This is a genomic window from Microlunatus sp. YIM B11417 (assembly GCF_059617205.1).
Map to the genome: position 1 here is coordinate 656,624 of NZ_JCAMPJ010000002.1, position 14,118 is coordinate 670,741.

Annotated in this window: 13 protein-coding genes; all 13 read left to right on the forward strand. The window is 68.9% G+C overall.

Annotated elements, in window-relative coordinates:
• The first annotated feature begins 63 nt into the window (after window positions 1-63).
• The 13 genes from mobA (at window position 64) to nuoL (ending at window position 14,112) form a co-directional block, all read left to right on the forward strand.
• Window positions 64-939, forward strand: coding sequence for a molybdenum cofactor guanylyltransferase (mobA, locus tag AC6CCG_RS13460; protein WP_496655053.1), 876 nt, complete (start codon window positions 64-66; stop codon window positions 937-939).
• A 316-nt stretch (window positions 940-1,255) separates the two neighbouring features.
• The gene (locus AC6CCG_RS13465; protein WP_496655054.1) at window positions 1,256-1,615 is read left to right on the forward strand and encodes an NADH-quinone oxidoreductase subunit A; all 360 of its coding nucleotides are present in this window, start codon (window positions 1,256-1,258) and stop codon (window positions 1,613-1,615) included.
• A 33-nt stretch (window positions 1,616-1,648) separates the two neighbouring features.
• Window positions 1,649-2,203: a NuoB/complex I 20 kDa subunit family protein gene (locus AC6CCG_RS13470; protein ID WP_496655055.1), complete on the forward strand. Its 555-nt coding sequence runs from the start codon at window positions 1,649-1,651 to the stop codon at window positions 2,201-2,203.
• Complete coding sequence (locus tag AC6CCG_RS13475) at window positions 2,200-3,000, forward strand: NADH-quinone oxidoreductase subunit C (protein ID WP_496655056.1); 801 nt, start codon at window positions 2,200-2,202, stop codon at window positions 2,998-3,000. The genes AC6CCG_RS13470 and AC6CCG_RS13475 overlap by 4 nt, the downstream gene beginning before the upstream one ends.
• Window positions 3,000-4,343: an NADH-quinone oxidoreductase subunit D gene (locus AC6CCG_RS13480; protein ID WP_496655057.1), complete on the forward strand. Its 1,344-nt coding sequence runs from the start codon at window positions 3,000-3,002 to the stop codon at window positions 4,341-4,343. Before AC6CCG_RS13475 ends, AC6CCG_RS13480 begins: the two co-directional genes overlap by 1 nt.
• Before the next feature lie 23 nt (window positions 4,344-4,366).
• Window positions 4,367-5,101 (forward strand): NADH-quinone oxidoreductase subunit NuoE, encoded by a 735-nt coding sequence (gene nuoE / locus AC6CCG_RS13485; RefSeq protein ID WP_496655058.1) that lies wholly within the window; start codon window positions 4,367-4,369, stop codon window positions 5,099-5,101.
• The gene (nuoF, locus tag AC6CCG_RS13490; RefSeq protein WP_496655059.1) at window positions 5,101-6,456 is read left to right on the forward strand and encodes an NADH-quinone oxidoreductase subunit NuoF; all 1,356 of its coding nucleotides are present in this window, start codon (window positions 5,101-5,103) and stop codon (window positions 6,454-6,456) included. The genes nuoE and nuoF overlap by 1 nt, the downstream gene beginning before the upstream one ends.
• The gene (locus AC6CCG_RS13495) at window positions 6,453-8,939 is read left to right on the forward strand and encodes an NADH-quinone oxidoreductase subunit G (protein ID WP_496655060.1); all 2,487 of its coding nucleotides are present in this window, start codon (window positions 6,453-6,455) and stop codon (window positions 8,937-8,939) included. Before nuoF ends, AC6CCG_RS13495 begins: the two co-directional genes overlap by 4 nt.
• 2 nt (window positions 8,940-8,941) lie before the next feature.
• The gene (nuoH, locus tag AC6CCG_RS13500) at window positions 8,942-10,312 is read left to right on the forward strand and encodes an NADH-quinone oxidoreductase subunit NuoH (RefSeq protein WP_496655405.1); all 1,371 of its coding nucleotides are present in this window, start codon (window positions 8,942-8,944) and stop codon (window positions 10,310-10,312) included.
• A gap of 8 nt (window positions 10,313-10,320) precedes the next feature.
• Window positions 10,321-10,974: an NADH-quinone oxidoreductase subunit NuoI gene (gene nuoI / locus AC6CCG_RS13505; RefSeq protein ID WP_496655407.1), complete on the forward strand. Its 654-nt coding sequence runs from the start codon at window positions 10,321-10,323 to the stop codon at window positions 10,972-10,974.
• The gene (locus AC6CCG_RS13510) at window positions 10,971-11,876 is read left to right on the forward strand and encodes an NADH-quinone oxidoreductase subunit J (RefSeq protein WP_496655061.1); all 906 of its coding nucleotides are present in this window, start codon (window positions 10,971-10,973) and stop codon (window positions 11,874-11,876) included. The genes nuoI and AC6CCG_RS13510 overlap by 4 nt, the downstream gene beginning before the upstream one ends.
• Complete coding sequence (nuoK, locus tag AC6CCG_RS13515) at window positions 11,877-12,176, forward strand: NADH-quinone oxidoreductase subunit NuoK (protein ID WP_377496891.1); 300 nt, start codon at window positions 11,877-11,879, stop codon at window positions 12,174-12,176. It begins immediately after the preceding gene.
• A 16-nt stretch (window positions 12,177-12,192) separates the two neighbouring features.
• Window positions 12,193-14,112, forward strand: coding sequence for an NADH-quinone oxidoreductase subunit L (gene nuoL, locus AC6CCG_RS13520; RefSeq protein ID WP_496655062.1), 1,920 nt, complete (start codon window positions 12,193-12,195; stop codon window positions 14,110-14,112).
• Window positions 14,113-14,118: the final 6 nt, after the last annotated feature.

Consider the following 14,118-nt stretch of genomic DNA (forward strand, 5'->3'; position numbering starts at 1 on the left):
ACGTGAAAAACCGGCACATTGCACAGGTTGCAACGTGGGTAAAGCGCGAGGAACGTGGGTGAAGTGACGAGTCCGGAAGCTGATGCTGTCGCCGTCGTGATGGCCGGTGGGGCGGGGCGGCGGTACGGGTCGGACAAACTGGCTGCGGAGGTCGACGGGGTCGCGCTGATCGACCGAACCGTCATCGGGCTGCGGGCCGGGCGGATCGTGGTCATCGTCGGCCCGGAACGCGAGCTGTCCGTGCCGGCCAGGTTCGTCGCCGATGATCATCCGGACGGCGGCCCGGCGGCAGCGATGATCACCGGACTGCGCGCCGCGCTGGAGGGGCCGGCCGAGTTGATCTTGGTGCTGCCCGGCGACGCGCCCGGGGCCGGTGCCGCGGCCGAACTGATGGCGGCCGAACTCACCCGTCGCCCGGACGCGCCCGGTCTGCTCGCGGTCGACCGGTCCGGCGCGGAACAGCCGCTGCAGCTGGCCCTGCGCCGCCCGGCCGCCGAGCAGCTGGTCCGGGAGGCCGGGCCGGACGGCGCCGCCGGCCGGTCCGCCCGCCGCCTTGTCGCCACCCTCGACCTGCCCCGCCTCGAACTCGACCGGACCGGGACCTGGGACATCGACACCGCGCGCCAGCACCGTGCCTGGGCGCTGCGCGACGGCGCCGAGGTGCGGGCCGTGCGAAACCTGATCAAGGAGCGCGCGCCGGCCTCGTTGATCTTGGTCGGCGCCGATCGGGACCAGGTGGACCCGCTGGCCGACGCCCTCGAACTGGCCGCTGCCGAACTGGCCGGCACCGGCGAGTCGATCACGGACGCCGGAGGAGCGGACCCCGGCGTCGTCCGGGCGTTCGCCGTCGCTCCGCCGCACCGGTGCGCCGCGGCCCGGGTCTGGATCGGGTCCGGACCCGTGCCCGACGGCTTCGACCTCAGCCTCCCGGGAGCCTGACCCGCCCGCACCCGAGCCATTTACGCAAGCTCCGGCGTGCGTAAATGACGGAGAACTTCCTTGCAGGGTTGGGAAATCCGGCGTGGCGAGTCCGGGGTGGGTCAAGTGGCGGGCCAGAATCAGGAGTCGTAGACTGACGCCGAGCTAGTGATTGTTTTCACTAACTCAAGACCCCGAATGCCGTGGTGCCGGCGCGCGCCAGGTAACAACACCAAGCAGGAGCGGAAATGGGTCCCACCCTGTCCGGCGTCGTGCTTGCGGCGCGCCCTGATCGCGCCGCGTCTCCGGCGCACGTTACGAGGAGGGCAGGTCAGTGGTGAGTCCGTACGTGGGCATCGTCATGATGCTGGCGATCGCCGCGGCGTTCGTCGGCCTGACGATCCTGACCACCATGATCGTCGGTCCCGGTCGTTACAACCGGGCCAAGTACGACTCGTACGAGTGCGGCATCGAGCCGACACCGCAGCCGATCGGCGGCGGCCGATTCCCGGTCAAGTACTACATCACCGCGATGCTGTTCATCGTGTTCGACATCGAGATCGTCTTCCTCTACCCGTGGGCGGTCTCGTTCGAGCAGATGGGCACCTTCGCGCTGGTCGAGATGGTCCTGTTCATCGTGACCGTGTTCGTCGCGTACATCTACGTGCTCCGTCGTGGGGGCCTGGAATGGGACTGATCACCAACTCCAAGTCTTCGGAGGTGCGCTGATATGGGCGTAGAGGAGAAGCTCCCCACCGGGGTGCTGCTGACCACGGTCGAGAACATCTTCGGCTACATGCGCAGTGCGTCGTTCTGGCCGGCCACGTTCGGCCTGGCCTGCTGCGCCATCGAGATGATGACGTACGGCGCGCCGCGCTACGACTCGGGCCGCTGGGGCCAGGAGGTCTTCCGGGCCTCGCCGCGGCAGGCCGACCTGATGATCGTCGCCGGCCGGGTGAGCCAGAAGATGGCCCCGGTGCTGCGGCAGATCTACGACCAGATGCACAACCCCAAGTGGGTGCTCGCGATGGGCGTCTGCGCCAGCACCGGCGGCATGTTCAACAACTACGCGATCGTCCAGGGTGTCGATCACGTCGTGCCGGTCGACATCTACCTGCCGGGCTGCCCGCCGCGGCCGGAGATGCTGATCGACGCGATGTTCAAGCTGCGCGACAAGGTGCGTGACCTGCCGGTCGGCCTGAACGCCGACGAGGCGGCCGAGCGGGCCGAGCAGCGCGCCCTGATCGACGTCCCGACCCGCGAACTGAAGGGTCTGCTCCGATGAGCGACAAGCCACGCCGCGCCATGGGCGACGACGAGGGTACGGAGAGCAAGTCGGCCAAGGCCCAGCACACCGGCGGCACGGCGGACCCGTCCACCGAGCCGGTGCCCGGCACCGAGACCGCCGATGATCAAGGCGGTCAGGAGACCCGCGCCGAGGTGATCGGCGTGCGTCGCGGCATGTTCGGCGCCAAGGGCTCGCCGGACACGTCCGGCTACGGCGGGCTGATCAAGACCGTCGAGTTCCCGGCCGGTTCGCAGCCCCCGTACGGCGGCTGGTTCGACGAGGTGTACGAGCGGATGACCGAGCTGTTGTCCGATCCGCGCGCCGCGATCAACCGGGTCGTCGTGCACCGCGGCGAGATCACCTTCTACATCGAGCGGGAGCACCTGACCGAGCTGGTCGGGCACCTCCGCGACGACGCGCAGCTGCGGTTCGAGTTCTGCAGCAGCGTGTCCGGCGTGCACTACCCGGCCGACACCGGCCGCGAGCTGCACGTGGCGATCCACCTGCAGTCGATGACGCACAACCGGCGGATCCGGCTCGAGGTCACCGCCCCTGACGCCGACCCGCACGTCCCGTCCGTCACGCCGACCTATCCGACCGCGGACTGGCACGAGCGCGAGACGTACGACATGTTCGGGATCGTCTTCGACGGCCATCCGGCGCTGACCCGGATCCTGATGCCGGACGACTGGCCCGGCCACCCGCAACGCAAGGACTATCCGCTCGGCGGCATCGAGGTCGAATACAAGGGCGCCTCCATTCCGCCTCCCGATCAGCGGAGGAGCTACAACTGATGTCCAGCACCACCACCGATCCGTACGGCGCCTTCGCCGACGACGACGCCGACCAGATCTACACCGTCACCGGCCAGGACTGGGATGCGGTCGTCGCCGACCAGGCCGAGCGCGGCGACGAGCGGATCGTCGTCAACATGGGACCGCAGCACCCGTCCACCCACGGCGTGCTCCGGTTGATCCTGGAGATGGAGGGCGAGTCGGTCACGGAGGCCCGGACCGGCATCGGCTACCTGCACACCGGGATCGAGAAGAACATGGAGTTCCGCACCTGGACCCAGGGCGTGACCTTCTGCACCCGGATGGACTACCTGTCGCCGCTGTCGCAGGAGATGACGTACTGCCTCGGCGTGGAGCGGCTGCTCGACATCGAAGATCAGATTCCGGAGAAGGCCCAGGTCATCCGCGTGATGATGCTGGAGCTGAACCGGATCTCCTCGCACCTGGTCTGTATCGCGACCGGCGGCATGGAGATCGGCGCGCTGACCGTGATGACGATCGGCTTCCGCGAGCGGGAGAAGGTGCTCGACGCGTTCGAGTTGATCACCGGCCTGCGGATGAACCATGCCTACATCCGGCCCGGCGGTGTCGCGAACGATCTTCCGGCCAACGGTCTTGATCATCTGCGCGACCTGGTCAAGTGGCTGAAGAAGCACCTGCCCGAGTACGCGGACTTCTGCAACGAGAACCCGATCTTCAAGGGTCGGCTCGGCGGCGTCGGCTACCTCGACCTGGCCGGCTGCATGGCGCTCGGCATCTCGGGCCCGACGCTGCGTTCGACCGGCTACGACTGGGACCTGCGCAAGAAGCAGCCGTACAGCGGCTACGAGACGTACGACTTCGAGGTGCCCACCTGGGACACCTGTGACTCGTACGGCCGGTTCCGGATCCGGCTCGAGGAGATGTGGCAGAGCGTCAAGATCGTCGAGCAGTGCATCGACCGGCTGGACAAGATGCAGAACGACCCGGTGATGGTGGCCGACAAGAAGATCGCCTGGCCGGCCCAGCTGGCCGTCGGCAGCGACGGCATGGGCAACTCCAACGAGTACCTGAAGCACATCATGGGTGAGTCGATGGAGGCCCTGATCCACCACTTCAAGCTGGTCACCGAGGGCTTCCGGGTGCCGCCCGGCCAGGCCTACGTGCCGGTCGAGAGCCCGCGCGGCGAGCTCGGTGCACACGTCGTCTCCGACGGCGGCACCCGCCCGTTCCGGGCCCACTTCCGGGACCCCAGCTTCGTGAACCTGCAGGCGATGCCGGCGATGTGCGAGGGCGGCATGGTGTCCGACGTGATCGTCGCGGTGGCTTCCTTGGATCCAGTGATGGGCGGTGTTGATCGGTGAGCGGCGAGAACGGGCATCACCAGATGAAGACGCACTTCGACGAGCCGAGCCTCGACTACTCCGAGACCGGGACCCAGATCGGCGAAGAGACGATCAACGAGCTGCGCCAGATCGCGGCCCGCTACCCGCAAGCCCGGTCAGCGCTGCTGCCGATGCTGCACCTGGTGCAGTCGGTGGACGGCCGGGTCACGCCGGCCGGGATCGAGATCTGCGCCGACATCCTCGGCCTGACCCCGGCCGAGGTCTCCGGCGTGGCGACGTTCTACACCATGTACAAGCGCAAGCCGGTCGGCGAATACCACGTCGGCGTCTGCACCACGGCGCTCTGCGCGATCATGGGCGGCGACGAGGTGCTGGCCCGGCTCCAAGATCATCTCGAGGTCGGCAACGACGAGACGACCGAGGACGGCAAGATCAGCCTCGAGCACATCGAGTGCAACGCCGCCTGCGACTACGCGCCGGTGATGATGGTCAACTGGGAGTTCATGGACAACATGACCCCGGACTCGGCCGTCGAGCTGGTGGACCGGCTCCGGGCCGGCGAAGAGGTGCAGTCCACCCGCGGGGCGCGGCTGTGCAGCTGGAAGCAGGGCGAGCGGGTGCTGGCCGGCTTCCCGGACGGCCGGGCCGACGAGGGGCCGACCGCCGGGCCGCAGTCCCTGCGCGGACTCGAACTGGCCCGGGCCAACGGCTGGAAGGCTCCCGATCCGGACAACCTTCCGCAGCCCGAGCAAGAGACCGAGGAGGGGAAGGCCTGATGGCCGACACGCTGACGCCCGTCCTGACCGCGAACTGGGGCGACGACCGCGCCTGGAAGCTCAACAACTACGAGCAGGGCGGCGGTTACCAGGCGCTGCGCAAGGCGCTGGAGCTGCAGCCCGACGACGTCGTGGCGGCGGTCAAGGACTCCGGCCTCCGCGGCCGCGGCGGCGCCGGCTTCCCGACCGGGATGAAATGGAGCTTCATCCCCAAGGACAACCCGAACCCGACCTATCTGGTGGTCAACGCCGACGAGTCGGAACCCGGGACCTGCAAGGACATCCCGCTGATGATGGCCAGCCCGCACACGCTGGTCGAGGGCGTGATCATCGCCTCGTACGCGATCAAGGCGAAGTACGCCTTCATCTACGTCCGCGGCGAGGTGCTGCACGTGGTCCGGCGGCTGCAGCAGGCGGTCCGCGAGGCGTACTCGGCGGGCTACATCGGCAAGCACGTCCTGGGTACGGACTTCGACCTCGAGGTGATCGTGCACGCGGGCGCGGGCGCGTACATCTGCGGCGAGGAGACCGCCCTGCTGGACTCGCTGGAGGGCCGCCGCGGGCAGCCCCGGCTGCGGCCGCCGTTCCCCGCCGTGGCCGGCCTGTACGCCAGCCCGACGGTGATCAACAACGTCGAGTCGATCTCGTCGGTGCCGGGCATCATCGGCAACGGCGCGGACTGGTTCGCCGCGATGGGGACCGAGAAGTCCAAGGGGATGGGGATCTTCTCCCTGTCCGGCCACGTCGCCAACCCGGGCCAGTTCGAGGCGCCGCTCGGCATCACGCTGCGCAAGCTGATCGAGCTGGCCGGCGGGATGCGCGAGGGTCACACACTGAAGTTCTGGACCCCGGGCGGGTCCTCGACGCCGCTGCTGACCGACGAGCATCTCGACCTCGTGCTCGACTTCGACTCGGTGGTCGCCGCCGGCTCGATGCTCGGCACCCGGGCGCTGCAGTGCTTCGACGACACCACCTCCGTGGTCCGGACCGTGCTGCGCTGGACCGAGTTCTACAAGCACGAGTCGTGCGGCAAGTGCACGCCGTGCCGGGAGGGCACCTGGTGGCTGGTGCAGATCCTCAAGCGGCTCGAGGAGGGCCGCGGCGAGGAGGGCGACATCGAGAAGCTGCTCGACCTGTGCGAGAACATCCTCGGCCGCTCGTTCTGCGCCCTCGGCGACGGTGCGACCTCGCCGATCTCCTCGGCGATCAAGTACTTCCGGGACGAGTTCGAGGCCGGCATGCACACGCCGGCCTGGGAACTCTTCCCGTACGAACGCAGCACGATCTTCGTCCGCAAGCCGGCCCTTGCGGCGGCAGCCGCGTCCGATGCGACAGAGCCAGGAGCAGGTGCATGACGGTCACTTCCGACAAGAAGTCCGCCGAGGTGACCCCGGCGGAGGACCTGGTCACGCTCACCATCGACGACGTCGAGGTGTCGGTGCCCAAGGGCACCCTGGTGATCAGGGCCGCCGAGCTGATCGGCGTCGAGGTGCCGCGGTTCTGTGATCATCCGCTGCTCGACCCGGTCGGCGCCTGCCGGCAGTGCCTGGTCGACATCCCGGACGCCGGCAACGGCCGCGGGATGCCGAAGCCGCAGGCGTCCTGCACCCTCGAGGTGATGCCGGGGATGGTGGTCCGGACCCAGGTCACCTCGCCGGTCGCGGAGAAGGCCCAGCACGGGAACATGGAGTTCCTGCTGATCAACCACCCGCTGGACTGCCCGATCTGCGACAAGGGCGGCGAGTGCCCGCTGCAGAACCAGGCGATGAGCCACGGGTACGCGGAGTCCCGGTTCACCGACGTGAAGCGGACCTTCCCGAAGCCGATCAACATCTCGGCGCAGGTGCTGCTGGACCGCGAGCGCTGCGTGCTCTGCGCCCGCTGCACCCGGTTCTCCGAGCAGATCGCCGGTGACCCGTTCATCGCGCTGATCGAGCGCGGCGCGCTGCAGCAGGTCGGCATCTACGAGAACGAGCCGTTCGAGTCGTACTTCTCCGGCAACACGATCCAGATCTGCCCGGTCGGCGCGCTGACCAGTGCCGCCTACCGGTTCCGGTCCCGGCCTTTCGATCTTGTCTCGACGCCGTCGGTGGCCGAGCACGACGCCTGTGGTTCGGCGATCCGGGTCGATCACCGGCGCGGCACCGTGATGCGCCGGATGGCCGGCAACGATCCCGAGGTCAACGAGGAGTGGATCACCGACAAGGACCGGTTCGCCTTCCGGTACGGCCGCGGTGACGATCGGCTGACCTACCCGCTGGTCCGGGAAGGCGACGTGCTGCGGCCGGCTTCCTGGCCGGAGGCGCTGCAGGTGGCCGCGGAGGGCCTGCGCAAGGCCGGTGATTCGGTCGGCGTGCTGACCGGCGGCCGGCTGACCGTCCAGGACGCGTACGGCTACTCGAAGTTCGCCCGGGCCGTCCTCGGTACCAACAACATCGACTTCCGGTCCCGGCCGCACACCGCCGAGGAGGCGGAGTTCCTGGCCCACAAGGTCGCCGGCTCGGCGGCCAAGCCGGGCGCGGCGCCGGTGACGTACGCCGACCTGGAGTCGGCGTCCGGCGTGCTGCTGGTCTCGTTCGAGGCCGAGGAGGAGGCCGGCACGGTCTTCCTGCGGCTGCGCAAGGCGCACCGCAAGAACGGCCTGAAGTCCTGGACCCTGGCGCCGTACCTCAGCAACGGCGCCCGCAAGCACGGCGCCACCTTGATCAAGACCGTGCCCGGTGCCGAGGCCGCGACGCTGAACCGGCTGCCGGCCGGCGTCGCCCTGGACGCCGACTCGGTGATCCTGGTCGGGGAGCGCGCCGCGCTGTCCTCCGGGACCCTGACCGCCGTGCTCGAACTGAGCCGGTCCACCGGCGCCCGGATCGCCTGGATCCCGCGCCGGGCCGGCGACCGCGGCGCCGTCGAGGCCGGCTGCCTGCCGAACCTGCTGCCGGGCGGCCGTCCGGTCAGCGATGCCGCGGCGCGGGTCGACCTGGCCGGTGCCTGGGGCATCGACGAGGTGCCGGCCCTGGCCGGCCGGGACACCGACGAGATGTTGATGTCGGCCGCCGATTCGGAGCTGGGCGCGCTGGTCGTGGCCGGCGTCGACCCGGGCGACCTGCTGGACCCGCGGTCCGCGCTGGAAGGCCTGGAACAGGTCGGCTTCGTGGTCAGCATCGAGCAGCGGGCCTCGCTGGTGACCGAGCGCGCGGACGTCGTGCTCCCGGTCGCGCTGAACGAGGAGCGGGCCGGCAGCTTCCTGACCTGGGAGGGCCGGGAGCGGCCCTTCGGCGTGGTGATCAAGCGCGACAACGCGATGACCGACCTGCGCGTCCTGGCCGCGCTGGCCGACCTGCTCGGCAAGGATCTCGGGGTGCGCAGCGCCGCCGAGGCCGACGCCGAACTGGCCGAGCTCGGGCCGTGGGACGGCCACGTGGCGGCGGCTCCGGCGATCGAGCCGGGCCGGGCCAGCGTGCCCGGGACGACGACCGTGGTGCTGGCCACCTGGCGGCTGGCGATCGACGCCAGCCGGGCGGTCGACAACGAGCCGGCGCTGCTGGCGACCGGCCGGAAGCCGGTGGCCCGGCTCAGTACGGCGACCGCGGAGGCCGCCGGGATCACCGACCTGGTCCGGATCGAGACCGATCACGGTTCGCTGGAACTCCCGGTCGAGCTGGTCGGTGAGATGACCGACGGCGTGGTCTGGGTGCCGACCCTGGCCCCGGGCTTCGGCGTCGCCGAGCACCTGGCCGCGGCAGCCGGCGATGTGGTCCGGATTGCCCCGGCGGGGTCGGTTTCGGGAGACTCGGCCGAGGCCGCAGCAGCCGAACCAGTAGAGGGTGAGCAGGAAGCATGATCATGACACCGCTCGATCTCACGATCTTCGGCACCGCCCCGTGGTGGGTGGTGCTGCTCAAGGCCGTCTTCGCGTTCGTGGTCCTGCTGGTGATGACGCTGTTCACGATCGTGTACGAGCGCAAGGTCGTCGGCAAGATGCAGCACCGGCACGGCCCGACCATGAACGGCCCGTTCGGCAGCCTGCAGTCGCTCGCCGACGGCATGAAGCTGATGTTCAAGGAGGACCTGACGCCGAAGGCGGCGGACAAGCTGGTCTTCATGCTGGCGCCGTTCGTGATCGCCATCCCGGCGATCACCGCGTTCGCCGTGATCCCGATGGCCGGTCCGATCCAGGTGCCCGGCACCGACATCGTGACGCCGCTGCAGGTCGCCGATCTTCCGGTGTCGGTGCTGTTCATCGTCGCGGTCGCCGCGGTCGGGGTGTACGGCATCGTGCTGGCGGGCTGGTCCTCCGGCTCGACGTACCCGCTGCTCGGTGGGCTGCGCTCCAGCGCCCAGGTGATCAGCTACGAGGTCGCGATGGGCCTGGCCCTGGTCGCGGTCTTCCTCTACTCGGGTTCGATGTCCACCTCGGAGATCGTCGCCGCGCAGGCCGTACCGCGGACCGCGGTGATCTTCGGCGCGGAGATCCCGATGCCGACCTGGTACGCCGTCGTTCTGATCCCGTCCTTCGCGATCTACCTGATCTCGATGGTCGGCGAGACCAACCGGGCGCCGTTCGACCTGCCCGAGGCCGAGGGCGAGCTGGTCGCCGGCTTCGCCACCGAGTACTCCTCGATGCGCTACGCCATGTTCTTCATGGCCGAGTACATGAACATGATCACGGTCTCGGCGCTGGCCACCACGCTGTTCCTCGGCGGCTACCGGGCACCGTTGCCGTTCAACCTGATCGCGCCCGGACCGGACGGTGTCGGCGCGCTCGATCAGGGCTGGTGGGGCCTGCTCTGGTTCTTCCTCAAGGTCTGCGCCTGCCTGTTCCTGTTCGTCTGGCTGCGCGGCACCCTGCCGCGGCTCCGGTACGACCAGTTCATGCACTTCGGCTGGAAGTTCCTGATCCCGATCTCGCTGGCCTGGATCGTCCTGGTCTCGGCCTTCCGGCTGGGCACCCGGGACGGCTGGTTCCCGCCGCAGGTCTTCTGGATCGCGGCCGGCGTCATCCTGGTCGCGCTGATCGTGGTCCTGTTCATCGGGGACCGTGGCCAGGAGGAAGAGGCGCCGGTGTCGGACGAGCCGTTCGACGCCTTCGCCGGCGGCTACCCGGTGCCGCCGATGGGTGATCAGCGACTGCCCGAGCTGGCCGGCGTGATCACTCAAGACGATGATCATCAACCGAGACGGTCGGCTCCGACCGAGGAGAGGGTTGAGTCCTGATGGGTCTGCTGGATCCGATCGCGGGCTTCGGCGTCACGTTCCGGACGATGTTCCGGAAGACGTTCACCGAGGAGTACCCGCTGGCGCCGCGGATCACCGCGCCGCGTTTCCACGGCCGGCATCAGCTGAACCGCTGGCCGGACGGGCTGGAGAAGTGCGTCGGCTGTGAGCTGTGCGCGTGGGCCTGCCCGGCCGACGCGATCTACGTCGAGGGCGCCTCGAACACCGAGGAGGAACGGTTCTCCCCGGGCGAGCGGTACGGCCGCGTCTACCAGATCAACTACTTGCGCTGCATCCTGTGCGGACTCTGCATCGAGGCGTGCCCGACCCGGGCGCTGACCATGACCAACGAGTTCGAACTGGCCGACGACAACCGCAAGGCCCTGATCTACGAGAAGCAGGACCTGCTGGCCCCGCTGCTGCCGGGCATGGAGCAGCCGCCGCACGAGCGTCGCCTGGGCGATGACGAGCAGGCGTACTTCCTCGGCCTGCCGGCCACCGGCAAGCCGGACGACCGGGCCGGTGACATCAGCGGCGCCCAGCCGAAGTTGATCAACCAGGGCATCCGCGGCTGGAAGCAGAAGAAGAAGGAAGCCAAGCAGGCCGAGAAGGAAGCCCAGCGCGAGGCGGAGCGCGCGGCCCACGAGGAGGCGAACCGATGATCACCATGGTTCCCCTGGTGACGGGCGCCGAGGTGGCGTTCTGGATGCTGGCGCCGATCATGGTGCTCGGCGCGCTGGGCCTGGTGCTGGCGAAGCGGCCGGTGCACTCGGCGCTCTGCCTGGCCGTGGTGATGATCTCGCTGGCGATCCAGTACGCGGCGCTCGAGGCGCCGTTCCTGTTCGCGGTGCAGATCATCGTCTACACCGGCGCGATCCTGATGCTGTTCCTCTTCGTCCTGATGCTGGTCGGCGTCGACGCCGCGGACTCGCTGGTCGAGACGATCAAGGGCCAGCGGGTGCTGGCCGGGATCGCCGGCCTCGGCTTCGCGATCCTGCTGATCGCCGCGATCGGCAACGCGATCGTCGGCACCCCGATGGGCCTGGAGCAGGCCAACACCACCCACGGCGGCAACGCCCAGGGCCTGGCCGCGCTGATCTTCAACGACTACGTGTTCGCCTTCGAGGCGACCGCCGCGCTGTTGATCACCGCCGCGGTCGGCGCGATGGTGCTGGCGCACCGGGAGCGGCTGAAGGAGAAGAAGACGCAGCGCGACCTGGCCGGCGAGCGGATGCGGCGCTACGCCGAGACCGGCGAGCACCCCGGCCCGCTGCCGACCCCGGGCGTCTTCGCCCGGCACAACGCGGTGCACGTACCGGCTCTGCTGCCGGACGGCTCCGTTGCGGAGAAGTCGGTTTCGGAGACCCTCAAGGCACGCGGTACGGTGCTCGACGCGCACGACCTGACCCGGCCGATCGAGGAGTCGCTGAAGCAGGTCGCCGGCGACAAGGCGGACATCTACAAGCCGCCGCCGCGGCCGGCGATCGAATCGCTCCCTGAGCTTGTCGAAGGGCAGGCCACGGACGAGTCCGCGACCGGCACGGAGAAGGAGGAGGGGAAGTAGATGGATCCGAACCTCTACATCATCCTGTCGGCGCTGCTGTTCACGATCGGCGCGGTCGGCTTCATGGTGCGCCGGAACGCGATCGTGGCGTTCATGTGCGTCGAGTTGATGTTGAACGCGACGAACCTGGCTCTGGTCACGTTCTCCCGCCAGTACGGCGCGCTGGACGGTCAGATCGCCGCTTTCTTCGTGATGGTCGTCGCCGCCGCCGAAGTGGTGGTCGGCCTGGCGATCATCGTCACGATCTTCCGGACCCGACGCTCGGCCTCGGTCGACGACGCCAATCTGCTGAAATTCTGACAAGGGCTAGGACGACATGATCTTGCTCGAAGTGCCAACGCCGGTCCCGGCCGAGGGCGTCTTCGGCCTCGCCTGGCTGCTGATCGCGGTGCCGCTGGTGAGCGCCGCGCTCCTGCTGCTGGTCGGCCGGTTCGGCGACGCCTGGGGCCATTTCCTCGGTACGTTGGCGCCGATCTTCTCCTTCGCCCTCGGCCTGACGCTGTTCGTCCAGCTGCTCGGCCGGGAGGAGGCGGAACGGTCCGTCGGCCTGCCGCTGTGGGACTGGATCCCGACCGGCTCCTGGAACATCGGCGTCGGCCTGCAGATCGATCAGCTGTCGATCCTGTTCACGCTGTTGATCACCGGCGTCGGCAGCCTGATCCACATCTACTCGATCGGCTACATGGCGCACGACGAGCGCCGCCGTCGCTTCTTCGCGTTCCTCAACCTGTTCGTCGCGGCAATGCTGCTGCTGGTGCTCGCCGACAACTACCTGGTGCTGTTCGTCGGCTGGGAGGGTGTCGGCCTCGCCTCGTACCTGCTGATCGGGTTCTGGCAGCACAAGTCGAGCGCGGCGGTCGCGGCCAAGAAGGCGTTCGTGGTCAACCGGGTCGGCGACCTCGGCATGTCGATCGCGATCATGCTCATGCTGTTCACCTTCGGCTCGTCGGCCTTCGTCGACGTGAACCACGGCGCGGCCTCGCTGACCCCCTGGGTCGCCACGGCGCTCGGCTGCCTGCTGCTGCTCGGCGCCTGCGGCAAGTCGGCCCAGGTCCCGCTGCAGTCCTGGTTGCTGGACGCGATGGAAGGCCCGACCCCGGTGTCGGCGCTGATCCACGCCGCGACCATGGTCACCGCCGGCGTCTACCTGGTGGTCCGCTCGCACGCGATCTTCGCCCAGTCGGAGGCGGCCAGCACGGCCGTCGTGATCGTCGGTACGGTCACGCTGCTGGCCGGGGCCTGGATCGGTTGCGCCAAGGACGACATCAAGAAGGCGCTGGCCGGTTCGACCATGTCGCAGATCGGCTACATGATGCTGGCCGCGGGCATCGGCCCGGCCGGCTACGCGTTCGCGATCTTCCACCTGATCACGCACGGCTTCTTCAAGGCCAACATGTTCCTCGGCGCCGGCTCGGTGATGCACGGGATGAACGACGACGTGAACATGCGCCATTACGGGGCGCTCGGCCGCGCGATGCCGATCACGTTCGTCACCTTCGCCGCCGGCTACCTGGCGATCATCGGCTTCCCGTTCCTGTCCGGGTTCTACTCCAAGGACCACATCATCGAGGCCGCCTTCGAGCACAACCAGATCATCGGTGTGCTGGCCATGGTGGGCGCGGGCGTGACGGCGTTCTACATGACCCGGCTGATGCTGATGACCTTCCTGGGCAAGAAGCGCTGGGAGAAGGGCGTGCACCCGCACGAGTCGCCGCTGGTGATGACGATCCCGTTGATCATCCTCGGCCTCGGCTCGGTGGTCGGCGGCCTGGCGCTGAACAACTGGATCAACGGCTGGCTCGACCCGGCTGTCGGCGTCGCGCACGGTGATCATCACCCGAGCCTGCTGCACTTCTCGCCGATCGGCCTGATCACGATCGGCGTGGTCGCGGTGGGCGTGGTGATCGCGTTCCTGCTGTTCGGCCCGCGCAAGGACATCCCGAAGGTCGCGCCGGCCTCCCGGTCGCCGTTCACGCTGGCGGCCCGGAACGATCTCTACGGCGACGCCATCAACGAGGCGGTGTTCATGCGGCCCGGCCAGAAGCTCAGCGACGGCGTGGCTGCCACCGACCGGGGCGGCGTCGACGGAGTGGTGCACGGCGTGGCCGGGATGATCGGCGGCTTCGGCGCCCGGCTCCGGCTGGTGCAGAACGGTTTCGTCCGGACCTACGCGTTGACCATGACCGCCGGTGCGGCCGTGGTCGGGCTGGTCCTCGTCCTCGGCCGGCTGGGCTGAGAGAGG

What these genes read in the sequence shown, in the direction of transcription:
- AC6CCG_RS13470 (WP_496655055.1), top strand. Translation starts at nt 1,649, where the DNA reads ATGGGCGTAGAGGAGAAGCTCCCCACCGGGGTGCTGCTGACCACGGTC.
- AC6CCG_RS13475 (WP_496655056.1), top strand. Translation starts at nt 2,200, where the DNA reads ATGAGCGACAAGCCACGCCGCGCCATGGGCGACGACGAGGGTACGGAG.
- AC6CCG_RS13480 (WP_496655057.1), top strand. Translation starts at nt 3,000, where the DNA reads ATGTCCAGCACCACCACCGATCCGTACGGCGCCTTCGCCGACGACGAC.
- nuoE (WP_496655058.1), top strand. Translation starts at nt 4,367, where the DNA reads ATGAAGACGCACTTCGACGAGCCGAGCCTCGACTACTCCGAGACCGGG.
- nuoF (WP_496655059.1), top strand. Translation starts at nt 5,101, where the DNA reads ATGGCCGACACGCTGACGCCCGTCCTGACCGCGAACTGGGGCGACGAC.
- AC6CCG_RS13495 (WP_496655060.1), top strand. Translation starts at nt 6,453, where the DNA reads ATGACGGTCACTTCCGACAAGAAGTCCGCCGAGGTGACCCCGGCGGAG.
- nuoH (WP_496655405.1), top strand. Translation starts at nt 8,942, where the DNA reads ATGACACCGCTCGATCTCACGATCTTCGGCACCGCCCCGTGGTGGGTG.
- AC6CCG_RS13510 (WP_496655061.1), top strand. Translation starts at nt 10,971, where the DNA reads ATGATCACCATGGTTCCCCTGGTGACGGGCGCCGAGGTGGCGTTCTGG.
- nuoK (WP_377496891.1), top strand. Translation starts at nt 11,877, where the DNA reads ATGGATCCGAACCTCTACATCATCCTGTCGGCGCTGCTGTTCACGATC.
- nuoL (WP_496655062.1), top strand. Translation starts at nt 12,193, where the DNA reads ATGATCTTGCTCGAAGTGCCAACGCCGGTCCCGGCCGAGGGCGTCTTC.